General features: G+C 61.4%; 17 protein-coding genes and 2 pseudogenes. 4 read left to right on the forward strand and 15 right to left on the reverse strand.

What is annotated here, in order from left to right; all coding sequences use genetic code 11:
- Positions 1–3 precede the first annotated feature (3 nt).
- Complete coding sequence (gene tnpB, locus V9K97_RS09005) at positions 4–354, reverse strand: IS66 family insertion sequence element accessory protein TnpB (protein ID WP_093016479.1); 351 nt, start codon at positions 352–354, stop codon at positions 4–6.
- Positions 330–773: an IS66-like element accessory protein TnpA gene (tnpA, locus tag V9K97_RS09010; protein ID WP_124962302.1), complete on the reverse strand. Its 444-nt coding sequence runs from the start codon at positions 771–773 to the stop codon at positions 330–332. Before tnpA ends, tnpB begins: the two co-directional genes overlap by 25 nt.
- A 474-nt stretch (positions 774–1,247) precedes the next feature.
- On the opposite strand from tnpA, the gene urtD reads away from it, so the two are divergent.
- The 4 genes and pseudogenes from urtD (at position 1,248) to V9K97_RS09030 (ending at position 5,720) form a co-directional block, all read left to right on the forward strand.
- On the forward strand, positions 1,248–3,143 hold the full coding sequence (gene urtD / locus V9K97_RS09015; RefSeq protein ID WP_337317585.1) for an urea ABC transporter ATP-binding protein UrtD: 1,896 nt from the start codon (positions 1,248–1,250) through the stop codon (positions 3,141–3,143).
- Between the two features lie 5 nt (positions 3,144–3,148).
- The gene (gene urtE, locus V9K97_RS09020) at positions 3,149–3,883 is read left to right on the forward strand and encodes an urea ABC transporter ATP-binding subunit UrtE (protein ID WP_125966979.1); all 735 of its coding nucleotides are present in this window, start codon (positions 3,149–3,151) and stop codon (positions 3,881–3,883) included.
- A gap of 51 nt (positions 3,884–3,934) precedes the next feature.
- Complete coding sequence (locus V9K97_RS09025) at positions 3,935–4,930, forward strand: acetamidase/formamidase family protein (RefSeq protein WP_125966978.1); 996 nt, start codon at positions 3,935–3,937, stop codon at positions 4,928–4,930.
- A 28-nt stretch (positions 4,931–4,958) separates the two neighbouring features.
- Positions 4,959–5,720 (forward strand): annotated as a pseudogene (locus tag V9K97_RS09030) (SDR family NAD(P)-dependent oxidoreductase).
- Between the two features lie 430 nt (positions 5,721–6,150).
- Here V9K97_RS09030 and V9K97_RS09035 read toward each other — a convergent pair.
- The 13 genes and pseudogenes from V9K97_RS09035 to V9K97_RS09095 all read right to left on the reverse strand — a co-directional run bounded on the left by V9K97_RS09035 (position 6,151) and on the right by V9K97_RS09095 (position 16,766).
- Positions 6,151–7,515: an amidohydrolase family protein gene (locus V9K97_RS09035; RefSeq protein ID WP_276312028.1), complete on the reverse strand. Its 1,365-nt coding sequence runs from the start codon at positions 7,513–7,515 to the stop codon at positions 6,151–6,153.
- Positions 7,516–8,242: 727 nt separating this feature from the next.
- Positions 8,243–8,362: pseudogene (locus V9K97_RS09040) on the reverse strand (IS5/IS1182 family transposase); the annotation flags it as partial.
- A 59-nt stretch (positions 8,363–8,421) separates the two neighbouring features.
- Complete coding sequence (locus V9K97_RS09045) at positions 8,422–8,787, reverse strand: DoxX family protein (protein ID WP_164547949.1); 366 nt, start codon at positions 8,785–8,787, stop codon at positions 8,422–8,424.
- A gap of 93 nt (positions 8,788–8,880) precedes the next feature.
- Positions 8,881–9,423: an NADPH-dependent FMN reductase gene (locus V9K97_RS09050; RefSeq protein ID WP_125966975.1), complete on the reverse strand. Its 543-nt coding sequence runs from the start codon at positions 9,421–9,423 to the stop codon at positions 8,881–8,883.
- A gap of 36 nt (positions 9,424–9,459) precedes the next feature.
- Positions 9,460–9,786, reverse strand: coding sequence for a Dabb family protein (locus V9K97_RS09055; protein ID WP_206168909.1), 327 nt, complete (start codon positions 9,784–9,786; stop codon positions 9,460–9,462).
- A gap of 3 nt (positions 9,787–9,789) precedes the next feature.
- Positions 9,790–10,095 carry a YciI family protein gene (locus V9K97_RS09060; RefSeq protein ID WP_125966974.1) on the reverse strand — a complete coding sequence of 102 codons (306 nt, stop codon included), beginning with the start codon at positions 10,093–10,095 and terminating at the stop codon, positions 9,790–9,792.
- 305 nt (positions 10,096–10,400) lie between these two features.
- Complete coding sequence (locus V9K97_RS09065; RefSeq protein WP_125966973.1) at positions 10,401–10,787, reverse strand: RidA family protein; 387 nt, start codon at positions 10,785–10,787, stop codon at positions 10,401–10,403.
- 46 nt (positions 10,788–10,833) lie between these two features.
- Positions 10,834–11,928: a maleylacetate reductase gene (locus V9K97_RS09070; protein ID WP_125966972.1), complete on the reverse strand. Its 1,095-nt coding sequence runs from the start codon at positions 11,926–11,928 to the stop codon at positions 10,834–10,836.
- A gap of 5 nt (positions 11,929–11,933) precedes the next feature.
- Positions 11,934–12,776 carry an intradiol ring-cleavage dioxygenase gene (locus tag V9K97_RS09075; protein ID WP_125966971.1) on the reverse strand — a complete coding sequence of 281 codons (843 nt, stop codon included), beginning with the start codon at positions 12,774–12,776 and terminating at the stop codon, positions 11,934–11,936.
- Positions 12,777–12,924: 148 nt separating this feature from the next.
- A complete protein-coding gene (locus tag V9K97_RS09080; protein ID WP_125966970.1) occupies positions 12,925–14,094 on the reverse strand; it encodes an MFS transporter in 1,170 nt (389 codons plus the stop codon).
- A gap of 178 nt (positions 14,095–14,272) precedes the next feature.
- Positions 14,273–14,998: a DUF1028 domain-containing protein gene (locus V9K97_RS09085; protein WP_164547948.1), complete on the reverse strand. Its 726-nt coding sequence runs from the start codon at positions 14,996–14,998 to the stop codon at positions 14,273–14,275.
- 33 nt (positions 14,999–15,031) lie between these two features.
- Positions 15,032–16,015: a tripartite tricarboxylate transporter substrate binding protein gene (locus tag V9K97_RS09090; RefSeq protein ID WP_164547947.1), complete on the reverse strand. Its 984-nt coding sequence runs from the start codon at positions 16,013–16,015 to the stop codon at positions 15,032–15,034.
- A gap of 31 nt (positions 16,016–16,046) precedes the next feature.
- Positions 16,047–16,766 (reverse strand): DUF1028 domain-containing protein, encoded by a 720-nt coding sequence (locus V9K97_RS09095; RefSeq protein WP_125966967.1) that lies wholly within the window; start codon positions 16,764–16,766, stop codon positions 16,047–16,049.
- Positions 16,767–16,820: the final 54 nt, after the last annotated feature.

Consider the following 16,820-nt stretch of genomic DNA (forward strand, 5'->3'; position numbering starts at 1 on the left):
CCTTCAGGCCACGCTGGAATAGCGCAGGCGCGAGTGGCGTTGCACCACCGCGATGTCGATGCCCTCCAGCAACCAGTGCAGCTGTTCGGCCGTCAGCGTGGGAACTGCCTCGGCCGAGGGCCAGATGAACCGGTCCTTCTCCAGGCGCTTGAGCAGCAGCCAGAAGCCGTTGCGCTCCCAACCCAGGATCTTCACCCGGTCGCGCCGCCGGTTGCTGAACACGTACGCACACGAGGCGAACGGGTCCAGGCCCAGGGCCTGTTCCACCAGCACCGCCAGGCCGTTGATGCTCAGCCGGAAGTCCACCGGCTCGCGGTGCAGGTAGACCTTCAGTCCTTCGTCGAAGCGGAACACCGCAGCCTCCCCAGCGCCTCGATCACTTCGCCGACGTGGCGCAGCTGGACGCCGCGAAGGTCGATCGCCACGCCATTAGGCAAGCGTGCCTGCACGTCCATCACGGCGACGATGTCGTCGCAGCTTCGGACCGCGATCGGCGAAGCTGGCGGCACCGGGACCGCCACGAACGCCGCAGACGCCGGCACCACGCTGGCAACGGCCTTGCGCGCGCGACCACCATGGCCATGCTCGCGAAGCCAGCGTCCCACCTGGTTGGCATTGACGCCGCACTCGCGCGCCAGGCGCGACACCGAGGCGCCTGGCTGCAGGCACAGTGCCACCAGCTGCGACTTCGCGGCTTCGTCGTACACACTGCGTCCGTCGCTCTTGTGCCCCACCACCAGCCGGCGCTTGAGGTCTTCCAAATCGTCTGTCATTAACGTTCCCGCGTTCATCTACGTGGGAACGTAGGCTGTCAGGTCACAGCCTGCGGCTCAAGGACGTGGTTTATTGACCGCATACATCTCTATGGGTGCCATGTGTATGGATGTGCTGTACAGATTCACCGTGCAGCACCGCGATGGTGCGGTGTGGGTGCGTGTATGCGGTGCATGCCGCCATGAAGCAGTTCCCGGCGCAAGAAGTGAGCCACCGGCTCCCAGCGTTTCCAGCTATGGGGCAGACGGACAGAAGATGCATAACGTGAGGACTGTCCACCTGCAGCCATGTCAAAGGGTGGCACGCCGCTTGCATCGTGGAAAGAGTCTTTGGATTGCGCACCATCGTCAAGCACCCAGGACACGTTGCTGCGGACAAAGGCGTCCATGGCGACAACGGCAAAAGAGCCCGAACCCCGCAAGGGGTGCGGGCTCTTTTTTTTGTTTGCGAATTTCTTCGGTCGGAGTGAAGCAATGAAAAGACGCAATTTCCTGTCTGCAGTGGGCTCGGGTGTCGTGGCGGCCTCGGCTGGCAGTCTTTCCCAGACTGCGCTGGCGGCGACACCTTCGGGCAGCGGTCCCGTCAAGCTGGGCCTGCTGTTCTCGCAATCCGGCGCCATGGCTAACAACGAGTCGTTGTTGAAGGACATCTCCCTGATGACGATCGATCAGATCAACGCCAAAGGTGGCGTGATGGGACGCAAGGTCGAAGGTGTCGTGGTGGATCCCGCGAGTGACTGGCCGATGTATGCGCAGATGAGCAAGCAGTTGATCCTCAGCGAGAAGGTTGCGGCCATCTTTGGTTGCTGGACCTCGGTGTCGCGCAAGTCAGTGCTGCCGGTGGTGGAGGCGCAGGATAGCCTGTTGTTCTACCCGCTGCACTTCGAGGGCGAGGAGCAGTCCAAGAACGTGGTCTACCTCAACTCTCCGCCCAGCAGCTCTGTGCTTCCCGCGGTTGAATACCTGATGACCCCCCAGGGCGGCGAGGCCAAACGCTTCTTCATGGTGGGCAGCGACTACGTTTGGCCACGCACTATCAACAAGATGCTCAAGGGTTACCTCAAGACCAAGGGTGTGCCCGAAAGCGCTATCCGCGAGCAGTACGTTCCTTTCAGCCACTCGAACTTCCAGTCGATCGTGCGCGACATCAAAGCCTTTGCAGCGCAGCCGGGCGGCCAGGCCATCGTGGTGTTGACGGTGGTGGGAGATTCGATCCCTGCCATGTTCAAAGAGGCCATCAACCAGGGCATTCGCGCCACAGACATTCCGATCCTTGGCCTGGACGTGGTGGACAGCGATCTCGAAGGCCTGGACACCGCACCGCTGGCGGGGCATCTGAGCTGCTGGTGCTACTTCCAGAATATCGACACGCCTGCCAATCGTCAGCTCAAGTCCGACTGGGCGAGCTACGTCAAGGCCAAGCAGCTCAAGCACCGCCCGGACATGGTGATCGACCCCATGGTGAGCACGGTGATGGGCATCCAGCTGTGGGCTCAGGCCGCCACCAAAGCAAAGTCGTTCGAGCCCGCGGCCGTGCGCAAAGCCATGGCGGGCATGGCGGTTGACCTTGCAGAACGGGCTGTGGGGTGGTGTGCAGCAGTTGCGTACCTGGAAGGCTGCGTCATGAGCCAGACGATCGCCTTGTACATCAACGGGCTGAACGTTCGTTTCGGCGGCTTTGCTGCCATCACCGATCTCACACTGGAAATTCGTTACGGCGAATCACGCGCTCTGATCGGGCCGAACGGTGCTGGCAAGACCACCTTGATGGACGTCATCACCGGTAAGACACGGCCCAACAGTGGCGAGGTTTTTCTGGACCGCAAGCTGGATCTGGCCACGCGCGGTGAGGCGGAGATCGCCCGCAGCGGCATCGGGCGTAAGTTCCAGAAACCCAGCGTCTTCGAGGCATTGCCGGTGGCGCAGAACCTCGAACTGGCTGTGCGGCGCGGGTTGGGCTGGGGTGAGATGGTGATGTCGCGGCTGAGCGTGGCGCAGCGGGAGCGCATCGAAGAGGTGCTCGTGACGATTGGATTGCAGGAAGATCGCCAGCGCAAGGCAGCTGAACTCTCGCACGGGCAAAAGCAGTGGCTGGAGATCGGCATGTTGCTGGTGGCCGAGCCCAAGGTGTTGTTGCTCGACGAGCCAGTGGCGGGCATGACCGAGGCGGAGTCCGAGCGAACGGTCGAGTTGATTGCCTCGCTGCGATCCCCCGACAGGGCCATCGTGGTCGTCGAACACGATATGGAGTTTGTCGATCGCGTGGCCGACCTGGTGAGCGTGCTGCACGAAGGTCGCCTGCTGGGCGAAGGGTCGATGCAGGCGGTGCGGACCAACCCGAAGGTCATCCAGGTCTATCTGGGAAGGTGATGGTGATGCTCAAGATTGAAGGACTGAACCAGTACTACGGCAGCAGCCACGTCTTGCGGCAGGTGAGACTCCAGGTGGCCGACGGCGGCTGCACGGTGCTGCTAGGGCGCAACGGCGTCGGTAAAACCACCCTGTTGCGCTGTCTCATGGGGCTGCTACCCATTCGTTCGGGCCAGGTGACGTTGGGTGGTCAGGAGGTTGCATCCTGGACACCCGAAGCCCGGGCGCAGGCAGGCATGGGCTACGTGCCTCAGGGCCGCGAGGTGTTTCCGGAACTTACCGTGCGTGAAAACCTGCTCGTGGGTGAGATCACCGCTGAGCGGCGGCGCAGGCCGGGAAGGCCCGGAGACGGTGCCGGACAGGATCGCCGGCCTCGCCACACCTACGAAGACGTCGTGAACCTGTTTCCCGTGCTCAAGAGCATGGGGCGGCGATTGGCCGGGAATCTCTCGGGCGGGCAACAACAGCAGTTGGCTATTGCACGGGCGCTGCTGACCCAGCCAAGGCTGCTGATCCTCGACGAACCCACGGAAGGCATCCAGCCCTCCATCGTGCAGGAGATCCAGGCCGTCATCGCCTCGCTCAAGGGGCAGTTGTCGATTCTTCTGGTGGAGCAATACGTCGACTTTGCCGAGTCGGTGGCCGACCGTTTCACCGTGCTAGTGCGGGGACAAGTCGTGGCCAGTGGTGAAGGCCGTGACATGGCGGCTACCGACATTCGTTCCCTGATTTCGGTCTGACCACCCCGGCAGACCATCCCCAATTTCAACTTAACCACAGTAAGGAAAAAAATGGACTGGCTCAAACAATCGATCATGCACATGCGAGGTGTCGCCCGCGGTCAAGTGGGGCAGACTCATGAGCTGAGCGAGGCCCGTCAAGGCACCTTTCACTACACGATCGGCCCCTACTCGCAGCCGGTGATGCAAGTCGTGCCGGGTGACCGTATCGTCGTGGACACCCGTGATGCGTTCGACGGGAAGATCCAGACCGAAAAGGATCTCCCAAGCCAGAAGCTGCGAGTGCCGTTCCTCAATCCCCAAAGCGGACCGATCATGATCGAGGGTGCTGAAAAGGGCGACGTGGTAGCGGTCTACATCGAGTCGATGTTGCCGCGTGGCACCAACCCCCGAGGCACTTGTTGCCTGATCCCGCGCTTCGGCGGACTCGCAGCCACGGACTTCACGGCACTGCTCAACGATCCACTGCCGGAGATCACTCGCAAGATCGACTTGGATGAAGAGGGCGTGTACTGGAGCCGACGCGTCACGCTGCCCTACCGGCCACACATTGGCACCCTGAGCCTCTCGCCCGAGATCGACTCCATCAATTCGCTCACCCCCGACAATCACGGGGGAAACATGGACATCCCCGACATGGGGCCGGGCAGCATCACCTACCTGCCGGTTCGTTCGCCTGGCGCGCGGCTGTTCATCGGCGATGCGCACGCCTGCCAGGGCGACGGCGAGGTCTGCGGCACGGCGGTGGAATACGCCAGCAGAACCACGATCCACGTGGACCTCATCAAGGCTTGGGAGATCGACTGGCCCCGCCTGGAGACCGAGGACAAAATCATGGTGATCGGCAGTGCGCGTCCGCTCGAGGACGCTACCCGCATCGCCTACCGTGAGCTGGTGCTCTGGATGGCTCAGGAGTACGGCTACGACCAATGGGATGCCTACATGATGCTCAGCCAGTGCGGCAAGGTTCGCTTGGGCAACTTTGTGGACCCGAAGTACTCCGTGGCTGCCGGCGTGGAAAAGAAGTACCTCGCTGATCTGGCTTGAATCCGTTGCTCAAACATTGGAGATCGATGTGGACCTGCGATTGCAAGGATTGAAAGCGGTCGTCACCGGCGGCACCAAGGGCATTGGACGAGCGATCGTCGAAACGCTTCTGGCCGAAGGCGCAAAGGTCGCCTTCTGCGCGCGCCACGGTGCCGAGGTGACGCAAGTGCAGGCCGAGCTTTCGGCCGGCGGCGCGGTGGTTCGGGGCCATGCGTTGGATGTGGGCGATGGTGACGCACTCAAAGCTTGGGTGGCCGAGGTCGACGCCGACTTCGGCGGCATCGACATCGTCGTCGCCAATGTCAGTGCGCTCGCCATCTCGCATGGCGAAGCTGCCTGGCGCAGCGGGTTCGAGGTGGACTTGATGGGCACGGTCCGTCTGGTGGAGGCAGCCATGCCTTCGGTGGAAAAGAGTGCGCACCCGGCCGTGGTCACCATCGCCAGTTTGTCGGCGCGAGAGATCGACTTTGCCTCTGGCCCGTACGGCGCCTTCAAGGCCGCGATCGTGCACTAAACACAAGGCTTGGCTTTTCATTTGGCGGGCAAGGGCATCCGCGCCAACTCCGTCTCACCGGGAAACACATACTTCCTAGGCGGTGTCTGGAAGCAGATCGAAACAGGCAATCCCAAGCTGTTTGCGGAGGCCCTTGCATTGAATCCGACAGGGCGGATGGGAACCCCTCAGGAAATGGCCAATGCAGCGGTGTTTCTTGCCAGTCCGGCTGCGAGCTTCATTACTGGCACCAACTTGGTAGTTGATGGAGCGCTGACCCGTGGAGTTCAACTGTGACGCAACGCTTGCCAGTCACTGAATGCGGTTTCTTTTGTCCCCAACGGTGGATGCGGCCGCTGAGACGGCGACATCAGCAATAAGCGGGCAGGCATCCACTACTTTGTGGCTCGCGGGCATAGGTACGCCCGCGAGGCGCAAAACGGCACTTCGAGAAGCCGATAGGGCGCTTCATCCCTCCGACATCGCACCCAATGGTCATCCAACAACGGCGCACGATCCAAAATCACCGCGCTGATCAGCGCTTCCATGATGAAGCCACGGTAGCGCACGAAGTAGCGCGATCACAGCCAGACAGAGCGCGCCGATGACGAGAGACACCTGCGACCCAGTCAGAGAGCTGCCACCGATGCCCCGCACAAGCAGACCATTCAAGGCGGTCTGCAAAGCGATTGGTAACAGTAGCAGTAGCGCATTAATCAGGCGCTGCCTACGTACGCTCAAGCGGCTTGAACGATTCCGAAAACGGATCCGGCTGGTAACCGGCGGCATTGAACAGATAAGCGCGGGACTCGTCGATCGCGGAGCGCAGCTTTGCCTGGTCCACGCCCAGCACGACACCATCGCGTTTGCGCAGCCGCCCCCCGATGATGACGGTATCGACATTGCTGCGCTCAGCCGCGTGCACCACGGTACCGATCGCGTTGTTAACCGGGTAGATGTTGAGGTCCTTTGTGCGGATCAGAACCACGTCGGCCTGCTTGCCCGGCGTCAGGCTGCCAGTGCGCTTTTCCAGTCCCGCGGTTGCGGCGCCGTCGATCGTGGCAGCTTGCAACAACCGGGAGGCATTGGTTGACGCCGCCACATCGGGATTGCCACCGTGTCCCAGGGCCCGTCGCAGGTAGAAGGCCACGCGCATTTCCATGAACATGTCACCGCTGTAGGAGGTCTCGTTGTCGACACTGAGGCCAGGACGAATGCCGTGCTCGAGCGCCTTCTGCCACGCATTCATGCCATCCTCGATTCCGTAGTGGGCATCCGAACGTGGGGTCACACTGACGCGCACACCTGCCTCGCGCAAGATGTTCCAGGCGGATTCCGGCAGTCCGATGCAGTGGTTGAAGATGTTGTCGCTACGCAGCAGCCCCTTGCGGTGCAGGTCCGGGAGCTGGGCTGCCAGGTCGGCGCCAATGAACTCTGTCACGATGACAGCGCCCAGTTCCCGTGCAACGGCCCACTGGTCCGTTTCGAGCTTCGGAAAAGCGTCCATCACGCCCAGTGTCAACAAGCCTGCAGGCTTGTTGGCGAGGTACTTGGCGTGTAGGCGTGCAAGGTTGCCCGGCCAATGTGCCTTGTCCCAGTCGCCGGCGACTGGTGCCCCGGTGACGTGCACCGCCCGGATGCCTGACTCGAGCAGTGCGTCAACTGCGGCGTCGGAGTGCGCGGCCGTACGGCTGTTGTGGGAATCGTCGACCACGGTGGTGATACCGGCATCGATGCAACCCAGCGCCGTGATCATGTTGCCTACGTAGATGTCACGCGGACGGTAGTATTTGGCAAATGAGAGGTGGGTGGCGTTGCTATAGTCCCCAAGCGTTGCCGCATTGGGGTTAATGCGGCGCAGCTGACCTTCCCAGGAATGGCGATGGGTATCGACCATGCCCGGAATGGCGATCATGTCCGCGGCGTCGATCACTTCGGCATCACCAGCATCCAACTGCGAGCCGATGGCGGCAATGGTGCCATCGGCAATCAGGATATCGCCCTTGGTCAAATTGCCGACCTTGGCATCCATGCTGACGATCGTGGCGCCTCGAATCAGAATCCTGCGAGGGGCTGGTGCCAGCGGCCCCACCAGTGGAAGGCCTAGATCGGAGGCTTCAGCGCCTCCGCAGGCAGCAACGCCTCCAGTCAGGCATGTTGCCGCAGCAAATCTAAGCGCAGTACGGCGCGTAATGGCAGAGCTCATGTTGTCCTCATGATCGTATGGGTTGGACGGGGATGAAAATGTGCCTTGACTGGCCCCATGAGACGAAATTTATGATTTCCACATTCTTAAGAAAAGCGCAAAACTTGGAATTTAGATTTACGTGAATCGGAAGAATGAATCGATTCACCGAATGCTCTTCTCATCAAAGTTGCCGAGCGCGGGAGTCTTAAATACTCTGTGGATCCAGGAGGCTGGAGCGATACGAGTTGTCAAGACGATCGGACTGAATGAGCACAGCGAGAGAGAGCTCCATGTTCTGGCAGATGGGCCGACGAGTGGAGGCTCGATTGCGGTTGCGGGCGCATGTGATCTTGCTGGTGGAGCAGGGCCTGCAGAACAAGTGCATCGCCTGTGGAGGCCGGGCTGGACCAGTGCGAGATCGCGCTATGGCGGCAACGCTTCCCGGACGGGGCATCGATGCGCTTTGCAAAGATGCGCCGCACTTGAGGCGCCCCGGAGACGACCCGGCCGGAGTCGCTCATCTTGCACATCACCCTGCACGAGCAGCCAATCAGCGGCACGCACTGGGCATAGTCGAACGGTTCGTCCGTGACACCACCGACAAGCGCACCGGAGGCGGATAGTGTGGTTAGATGACTTTAAGCAGTGCTTTCCAGGGCACCACCAGCTCCATCTCGGTGAGGAAGACTGTCCGACGCGTCCTCTTTCTCTTGCCCGCATGCTCGGCATCCGAAGAACTGATCTGGCTCATCATCGGCGCTGCTTGATCAACATTCAGATCTTCTGTCGGCGGACTCGATCAGACCTTCCCTAGCTATGGACGGCGACGATCATCATGCATAGCGCCCAGAAGACATGCAGTTCGCAGCCCCCCAAGCTCCAGTTCCATTTGCCGCCTGAAATCTTGTACGAGGCCGCTCCCGCAGCGAGCATGAACATTGCACCTAGCCACGAAGCGTATGGCTGCAGTACATTGAACACGAGACCGATGGCTGCAATGAGCTCAATGATCAGCGACAAGATGACGAAGAAGGCCACTGGACGCAGCCCTGCGGATTCGAAGACCTTGTTGACGGCCTGGCGCGCGGTGAACTTCGCAACGCTGTGCGGGATGAACATCAATCCGCAGAGGATGGAGAGCAGCCGTATTGGATCAGTTGCGATGATTTGGTCCATATTCATGTGTTTCAGTTGGCTGTCTTGGTTGTTTGCGAGACGAGTGCTGCCGTAGAAGCGCGACGGTGCGCGAGCGGCGTGGCCGCTCAGGGCTTAGCCAAGCCGCCGCTTCAGGTCCTGCATGGCGAGCAGCAAATCAACGATGAGTTTGCCGCCAGCCTCATCGGTGAACTGTCCTTGCGCGTCGAACTTGCCCGCGCAATGATTGATGAACACCTCGGGTTTGTTCACCGTGAACGCATCCATGAACACCATGACCTTCCGCAGGTCGTACTGCACGCGCGCTGTGCCGACTGGCCCTGGACTTGCGCCGATGATGCCGACAATTTTTCCGATGAACGGCGGCTCTGGCGGGCGCGACATCCAGTCGAGGGTGTTCTTCAGTACTCCAGGGATAGAGAAGTTGTATTCCGGTGTGGCAATCAGCACTCCATCCGCTTGGCGCACTTTTTCCTTCAGCGCGGCAACAGCGGCGGGTTCCCCCTGAGCGCGCTGGTCGTCGTTGTACATGGGAATATCGCCGATGGTTGCGATTTCAACCACGACTCCTGCGGGTGCGAGCTTCTGAGCCGCTTTGAGTGCCAGTGTGTTGTAAGAGCCGGCGCGGAGGCTGCCGGACAGGCCAAGAATATTCATCGGATTTCCAATTGAAAGTAAGCGACGTCTGCGGAGCTAAGCCGCGTGTGTCGTAGTGGAGTAGTCCACCTGATGGCGCGTGATGCGCAGATTGCCGAGCTCGCGCTTTACACGCAGGTGTTCGGGGTGGCTCGCGTAGGCCTCCAGTGCCGCTTGAGAGGCGAATTCGCTGTACAGCACGACGTCGCATGCGTAGTCCACGCCGCTTGTGTCGATTCCGACCTCCAGGTGGAGAAGACCAGGCACTCGGCCGCGAAGGCTATGGAAGCTCTCCACGAGCTGGTTCGCGTTCTGGCGGCGCTGCTCAGGCGTTTCGCCGCACAGCTTCCACATGACGATGTGTTTGATCACATTGCTTTCCATGACTCACTCTGCGGGCGGAAAGCCGGCCTTCTGAGGCCACAGATTCTCGAAGGCATGGATGCTGCTTGACGCGTAGACACCGGCGCGTGTGAACGGCTCGTTTGCGAGCCATGCATGCGCATCGTCCCGGGAGGCGAAGTCGATCGACAGCAGGCTCCCGATCATCGACGTTCCGTCGTCCGCGAGAAGGGGCCCGGCAAAGGCGATCCGTTCGGCCACCTGGGCCAGATAGGCCTTGTGAGCGGGTCGAAGTTGAAGACGCAGCTCCTTTGAACCGGGCTTGTCGAGCAGGAAGAATGTGTAGAGCATTTTGGGGGTATCACCTCGTCGCAGGCGCCGTGGACAGGGAACATCACGATCGACGGGTTAACGCTCGCAATTTTGGAGAATCTGAAAGTGAAAGGCGCGGCGGTCAACCCTGACGCTCCTCCGGTGCAAACAAGGGCGATCGGACGAGGAACGGCGGCGCCGGTGATCGGGTTCGTTTGCCGCGACTCGTCCAGTCCCCCGCATCGAGGCCGTGGAGCCTGGACGTTGAGGGCATTTGCGGCATCTCGGCGTCTCCGTCCAACACCGACTGAAACCTCAAGGCTGCAGTCGGTGGGTCTTCGAGGTCAGTCCTTGACGGTGGCGATCGCCTCGATCTCCACTCGTGCGCCCATGACCAGCGCTGCCGCTTGGAACGTCGTACGCGCCGGCGGATCGTTCGGGAAATACTCACTGAACACCTTGTTCATCGGCAGCATTTCCGCAAGGTCGGCAACATAGATGACGACTTTGTGAACGTCTTGAAGCGACGAACCGCCGGCTTCGAGAACAGCTTTCAGGTTCTCACAGACCTGGCGCGTTTCCGCCTCCATGCCGCCTACGGCCAGTTGCCCCGTGGCGGGGTCCATGCCGAGCATGCCGGACGTGTAGATCCAGTCGCCAACCTTGATGCCTTGTGACAGCGGTACCTTTACAGGCGGGACTTTGTTCGTGTGGATGACGGTTCTCTTCATATTGCTCTCCTAAAGGTTGGTTAAATCTGCCTCGAGAGGCAGGCGGTTAAGGCACTTGTGCGCCAATCGAATTCGGCCTCACGCCCTCATAGGCGTGCTGCAGCAGGTCGCGGATTTCGGCGCGCTGGGCGCTGCCGATCGGACGCGGGTTCCAATACGGGTTTGCAACTGCGAGGTCAGCTGCCTTGTCGAGATCCTCCTGGCGCATGCCAATGTCCTTCAATGCCATCGGGGCACCGCTTTGCTGCGCGAGGTCGAAAATGCCAGCCGCCGCACTCACCCCATTTTTTCCGAGCGCACGCTCGATGCGTCTGACTGCTTGTGGGGCCGCGGTCGAGTTGAAGGCTATCGCGTGGGGCAGCACGACGGTATGGACTTCAGCGTGGGGCAAGTTGAATGTTCCGCCAAGCGTGTGGCAAAGCTTGTGGTGCAGCGCCATGCCGACCGTTCCGAGCACGGTGCCGCACAGCCATGCCCCGTACAGCGCATCGCTCCTGGCCGCTATCTCTGTGGCATCCGCCCGGATGCCCGGCAGCGCTTGCGCAAGTGCGCGAATTCCTTCCTCGGCCATCAAATCCATGACCGGATTGCTGTCCTGTGCGTACAAACCCTCTGCGGCATGCGCGATGGCGTTCATCGCGCTGGTGACGCTCATGCCGACTGGAAGCGTCAGCGTGAGTTCGGGGTCGTAGATCACGGTGCGAGGCAACACGCGCAGATCCTTGCCAGTCTTTTTGAGCCCGGCTTCGGTGATGCCATAGATCGGCGTCATCTCGCTTCCAGCGTATGTCGTCGGGATTGCAAGCACGGGGAGGGACGATTCGAGGGCGATCGCCTTGCCAAGACCAGTCGTCGATCCGCCGCCGATCGCAATGGCGCAATCGGCATTGAGCTGACGCGCGAACTCACGGGCTTCCCGCGCGGTTTCGATCGGCACATGCATCACCGCACGTGCGAACACCCCCGCAGCTCGGTTGCCGATGCGTTCGGCAATCGCGCGGGCCTGTTCGGCCTGCTCGGGCGTCGAAAGCACGATCGCCCGCCTGGCGCCCAGTAGATCGATCTCCCGCTCGAGGTGCGATAGGCTTCCGGCACCGAAAACCACTCGCGAGGGCTGTGCGGTATAGACGAAGTCCTTCATGTCCATCAACCTGAGTGCCCCCGAGTCGGGTTGAGCACGAAGTCAAATTCCAGCAGGTAGCTGCCATCCGCCTGCTCCTTCCACTCACAGATCAGCGACTGGCGCACGCCGAATACGGCATCCGAATCGAGGTAGTCGCTCTTGTCGCGAAAGACATGCGTGACCAGCGTCTCGTATCCGGGCGCCTTGATCATGAAATGAAGGTGCGCAGGGCGCCAGGGATGGCGTCCCGTGGCTTCCAGCAACCGGCCCACGGGGCCATCGTGAGGAATTGCGTACGGAACGGCGAGGATGGATCGGAAGAAGAACGTCCCGTCGCCATCCGCCGTCAATACGCCTCTCGCCTGGGCCTGATCCAGGCCCTCATGCTGTACGTCATACAGCCCGTCTTCGTCGGATTGCCACACGTCCAGAACGGCTTGCGGGATGGGGCTTCCGGAGATGTCACGGACGGTGCCGCGCACCAGGCAAGGCGTGCCGCTCGCCCCGTTGGCGATGTCATCTCCAAGCTCATACTTCGGAGCACCTTCGACATGGAACGGGCCGAAGACAGTCGACTCCGTACAGCCTCGCGGCTTCTCGGTATTCATCGCAACCGTGAGCATGGACAACCCCAACACGTCGGAGAGCAGGATGAACTCCTGCCGCTTCGAGTCCGTGATGTGTCCGCACTGCGTGAGGAAGTCGATTCCCTGGGCCCACTCTTCCTCTGTCAGCTTCACGTCACGCGCAAAGGCATGGAGATGCTGTACCAGGCTCGTCATGATGTGCTGGAGACGAGGAGTCCCCGCATCGGCGAAGCTGGCGATCACGGCCTGAGTGATGTTGTCTTGATTGAGGTTTCGCATGGTTCACAAAAAGCCCGTTTTCCGGGTGGGGCAGTCAAACTTTAAAATTTCACAAAGCAGATGGAAAGCCGCTGAAGTGGAAATGATATTTCCTGAGTTTGGAAAGGTGGGTCACTTCACGGTGGTGCGCAATTGGGGCTGGGTGCGCTCAATCGCCAGTCGAACGGCGCCGCAGCGCACGCGCAAAACCCCAGCCCACAACAGGCAATGCGACAGCCGCCGACAGCAGAATCGGGGTAAAGCCGAAGTGGTCTACGACATACCCGGTGGCGGTCACGCCCAGCGCCTGCCCGGTGAATAGAAAAGACGCAAACAAGGCCACGGATGTCCCCCGTGCCGCGGGCACCATCTGGGTCGCGTGGGTTTGCAAGGTGTTGTGGTACAGAAAGGTGCCGAAACCCACCACCAGGGCGATGGGGCCGGCCAGCCAGGGCAGCACCGAGATCCACCAAGCTAGGAAGCCGCACCCCATCAGCCAACCGCCCGCCAGCACCATGCGCCGTTCCCCGAAGCGGGCCACGATGTGACTGGCGGTGAAGGCGTATGCAAGGCCGCCGACCGCATTGAGAGCCGCCAGGGCAGAGGCCGTGGACAGCGGCAGGTTGTGGTGTATATGCAGGTATGTGGGCAGATAGCTCAGCGGCCCCAGCAGGAAGAACCCCTCTGTCAGCACTGCCAGCAGGACGACACGCGCCCAAGGCACGCGCAGAACGGCCAGCAACTGCTGCGCCATCGGCACCTGAGAAGCAGCACCGGTGGGCGCGGCAATCGAGGCATGTGCCTGGCGCGCTCGCATCATCAGCAGGAGCGCCACTGCGGAATATCCCACGCTCAGGCTGAAGAAGGCGCCGCGCCAACCGGCGGCTGATTCGGAAAACAACCCGCCGGCCAGCTGGCCCGCCATCATTCCCGAGATGGTGCCTGTGAGCAAACGCGCCAGCGTGGCCTGGCGCTGGTCATAGGGGACGGCGTCGCCGATCCAGGCCATGGCCAGGGGAATCACGCCAGCGGCGGCGATGCCCCATGCGACGCGGGTCCAGACCAAAACCTGGAAGTCGGGCGCAAGCGCCGACGCCAGCGATGCCACCGCACAGCCGGCGAGCGCAAGACGCACCAAGCGTGCCTTGCCGTACCGGTCGCCCATCGGGCCGAACAGCAGCTGCACCAGGCCGTAGGCGACGGCAAACCAGATGATGACCTGCCCGGCTGCACCTGGCGTCACGCCGAAGTCGCTGGCCAAGCGCGGCAGCATCGCATCGCAGATGCGCAAGGCGGCCGCGCTGAAAAACGCGGCGCCAGCTAGGAGGGGGACCGTCATGGCGCCGTTGGCGGTCGCTTGGGTTGTCCGCTCACAGTTGCCGGGCCCTCGATCCAGCTCTCACCGCGAAGTGGCCGAGGTTGCCGGCGAAGTTCATGAAGACGGAATGGTCAGGGGTTTCGTCGATTGCGCAAGGCGTTCGGAGAGGCGGCACAAAGGGCCGGCATCTGCCCTCTGATCACTTCAGCGTTTCCTGGAGGTGAGCGCCGGTCAGGCTCTCGCGCTCCCATGCCAGCTGGGTCGGGCAGCTGGTGGGGTCGATCTCCCGTGCTTCGTAGTAGGGCTGATACGGCTTGTACAGGTTGTAGATGCGACGCAGTTCCTCCACCGCGGTCCCGTGCATGTCGACGCGCAGGTCCCATGCCGCGTAGCTCTCGCGATCCATCACGACCACACAGGCCGATCGCTCGGGCAAATGTCGGTCGTTGGCGGTCTGACCACCTGCGTCCCTGCCGGACTCCAGCGTGCTGATGAGTCGTTCAACCAGCGGCTGGGTCGGATCTTCGTTGAACTTCGCCTCCATTGCCTTGAGCACGTATTCGCCTGCTAGAACATTTCCGAAGACGGTGTAGTCCGTTCCCGTCTTGTCTCCGGCCCAACCCGTGACGCTTGCGCCCGTGTGAACCACGCCCAAACCGTCTCGTGTCATCACGGCGATCTGGCGAAGGCTCTCGTGGGCGTCGTCCTGGACCAGCGCTGCAAGCACGCTTTTGCTCGTTAGCCCCTGCTGCAGCAGGTTCTGCCCCAGAGGGGCATTCCGCCTGCGCCCGTTGGCCTGTGACATAACGACGCCGTAGGCGCTGTGCGCTCCTTGAGTGAACGACCCGAAGGCGACTGAATACGTTGCAACGGCGACGCCGATCTGGTGAGTCCGAGGGCAGCGCCCGATTACTGTGTAGGTCACGATGAATTTCTTGTCGGGGTAATAGGTATAGGCTCAGTCAAGGCGAATGTTGTTGCGCTTCACGACCGCTCCCCACTCTTCGTAGTCTTTGGCCAGGAATGAAGCAAACTGCGCCTGTGTTCCGCCTACCGGAATCAAGCCGAGATCGATCGCCTTCTGTTGGAACTCGCTCGAGGCAATGATCTTCTGCAATGCCACCGACAGACGATTCAGGGCTTCCGGAGGGGTACCGCGCGGCGCCAGGATGCCGTTCCATGAATGCAACTGGTTGCCGGGAAAAATCTCCGACAAGACCGGGACGCCAGGCAGATTCGGCACGCGCCCATTTGCAGACACTGCCAACCCTCGCAGCTTGCCTCCGTTGATCTGAGGGATGGCAGCGGCCGACGCTTCCATCGAAAACTCCACGTCTCCACTCATGACAGAAAGGATGCCTCCATCCTTGTATGGAATGGCCGTCATGGCTATGCCGGCCCTCTGCACCAGCTGGAGGGCAGCAATATGGCTTGGAGTGCCATCTCCGTAGGTCGCGTAGTTCAGCTTGCCCGGTTCCCGCTTGGCGGCTTGCACCAACTCATCAACCGATTTGTACGGGGAATTGGCGCGAACGATCATCACAAAGGGAACTTCCACGACATGGATGACCGGCACCAGATCCGAAGCTTTGTATGGCAGCTTGCTAAACACATGCGGATTGAGGGAGACCGACGGAGCCGCGGTGAAGAGAAGCGTGTGTCCATCGGCAGGAGCCTTGGCCACAAGGTCCGTCCCAATGATCTGGCTTGCCCCTGGCCTGTTGTCGACGAGGACCGGCTGTCCAAGATCCTTGGTGAGGCGATCTGCAATGAATCGAGCTGTGACGTCCGGCGAAGCTCCTGCAGGCCAGGGGACGATCAGCCGCACTGGCTTTGTCGGAAACGGCGTTTGGGCGAAGACGGACGCGGACAGGAGTGCCGCTGCCGCAAATACAGACGCGGTGCGGCGGGAAACGGCGCAACGGAAAAGATTGATGCTCATATCTGGCTCCACGGAAGAAATGGGATGAAGTTCAGGCCAGGTGCGGCGGCGGCTTGCCGTACTCGCGTTCGATACCGCGCGCCTTGAGCCAGTCCTTGTGCCGGGGCATGACCGACGGGTCATCGACCAGCGCCTCGTAGTACTCCACCAGCGGCATGTACCAGTCGACAATCCGCCGCAGTTCCGCGATCGGCTCGGACGCGTGGTCGCAGCGCAGATCGAGCCGCGCCGTGCCCTTGCGGCCGAACGTCTTGATGGCCGCCGAGGTCTGGCCCTCCAATTGGCCGCCGGCATCGCGGCCACCTTCGATGGCGCGCAGCAAGCGGTCGTCGAAACTCGCGGCACGGTTGCTCTCCCATGCCTCGCAGATCCCATCGATGGTCTTCTCGCCGGCGAGCACGTTGCCGAAAGCGATGAAGTCGGAGCCGATGCGGTGCCCCGCCCATTGATAGTTCTTCTTGCCCGTGAAGACGGCCATCCCGCCGCGCGCATCGAGGACGCCGACCTGCCTGTATTCCCAGTGTTTGTCCATCTGCTCCATGTCGATGAGCACCTTCTGGGCCGAATATCCTCTTTCGAGCAAGCCCAGCGCCACCTTGCCCAGCCGAGGTTCCACGGACGATTGGTAAGAGAGCACACCGGCCTGCGCCGACCCGAACGGCGCTACCCAACCCACCGCCGGCGAGAAGCTCGAGATGCAGAGACCGAAATCACCCGACTGCTTGTCGCGCGCAATGATCGTGAAAGTCATGACTAAAAACTCCGTTTTTGAATTGGTGAGATTGACGCTTTCCGTTTGGCTCCA

It is taken from the genome of Variovorax sp. CCNWLW186 (assembly GCF_037203865.1).
Taxonomy (GTDB): Bacteria; Pseudomonadota; Gammaproteobacteria; order Burkholderiales; family Burkholderiaceae_C; genus Variovorax.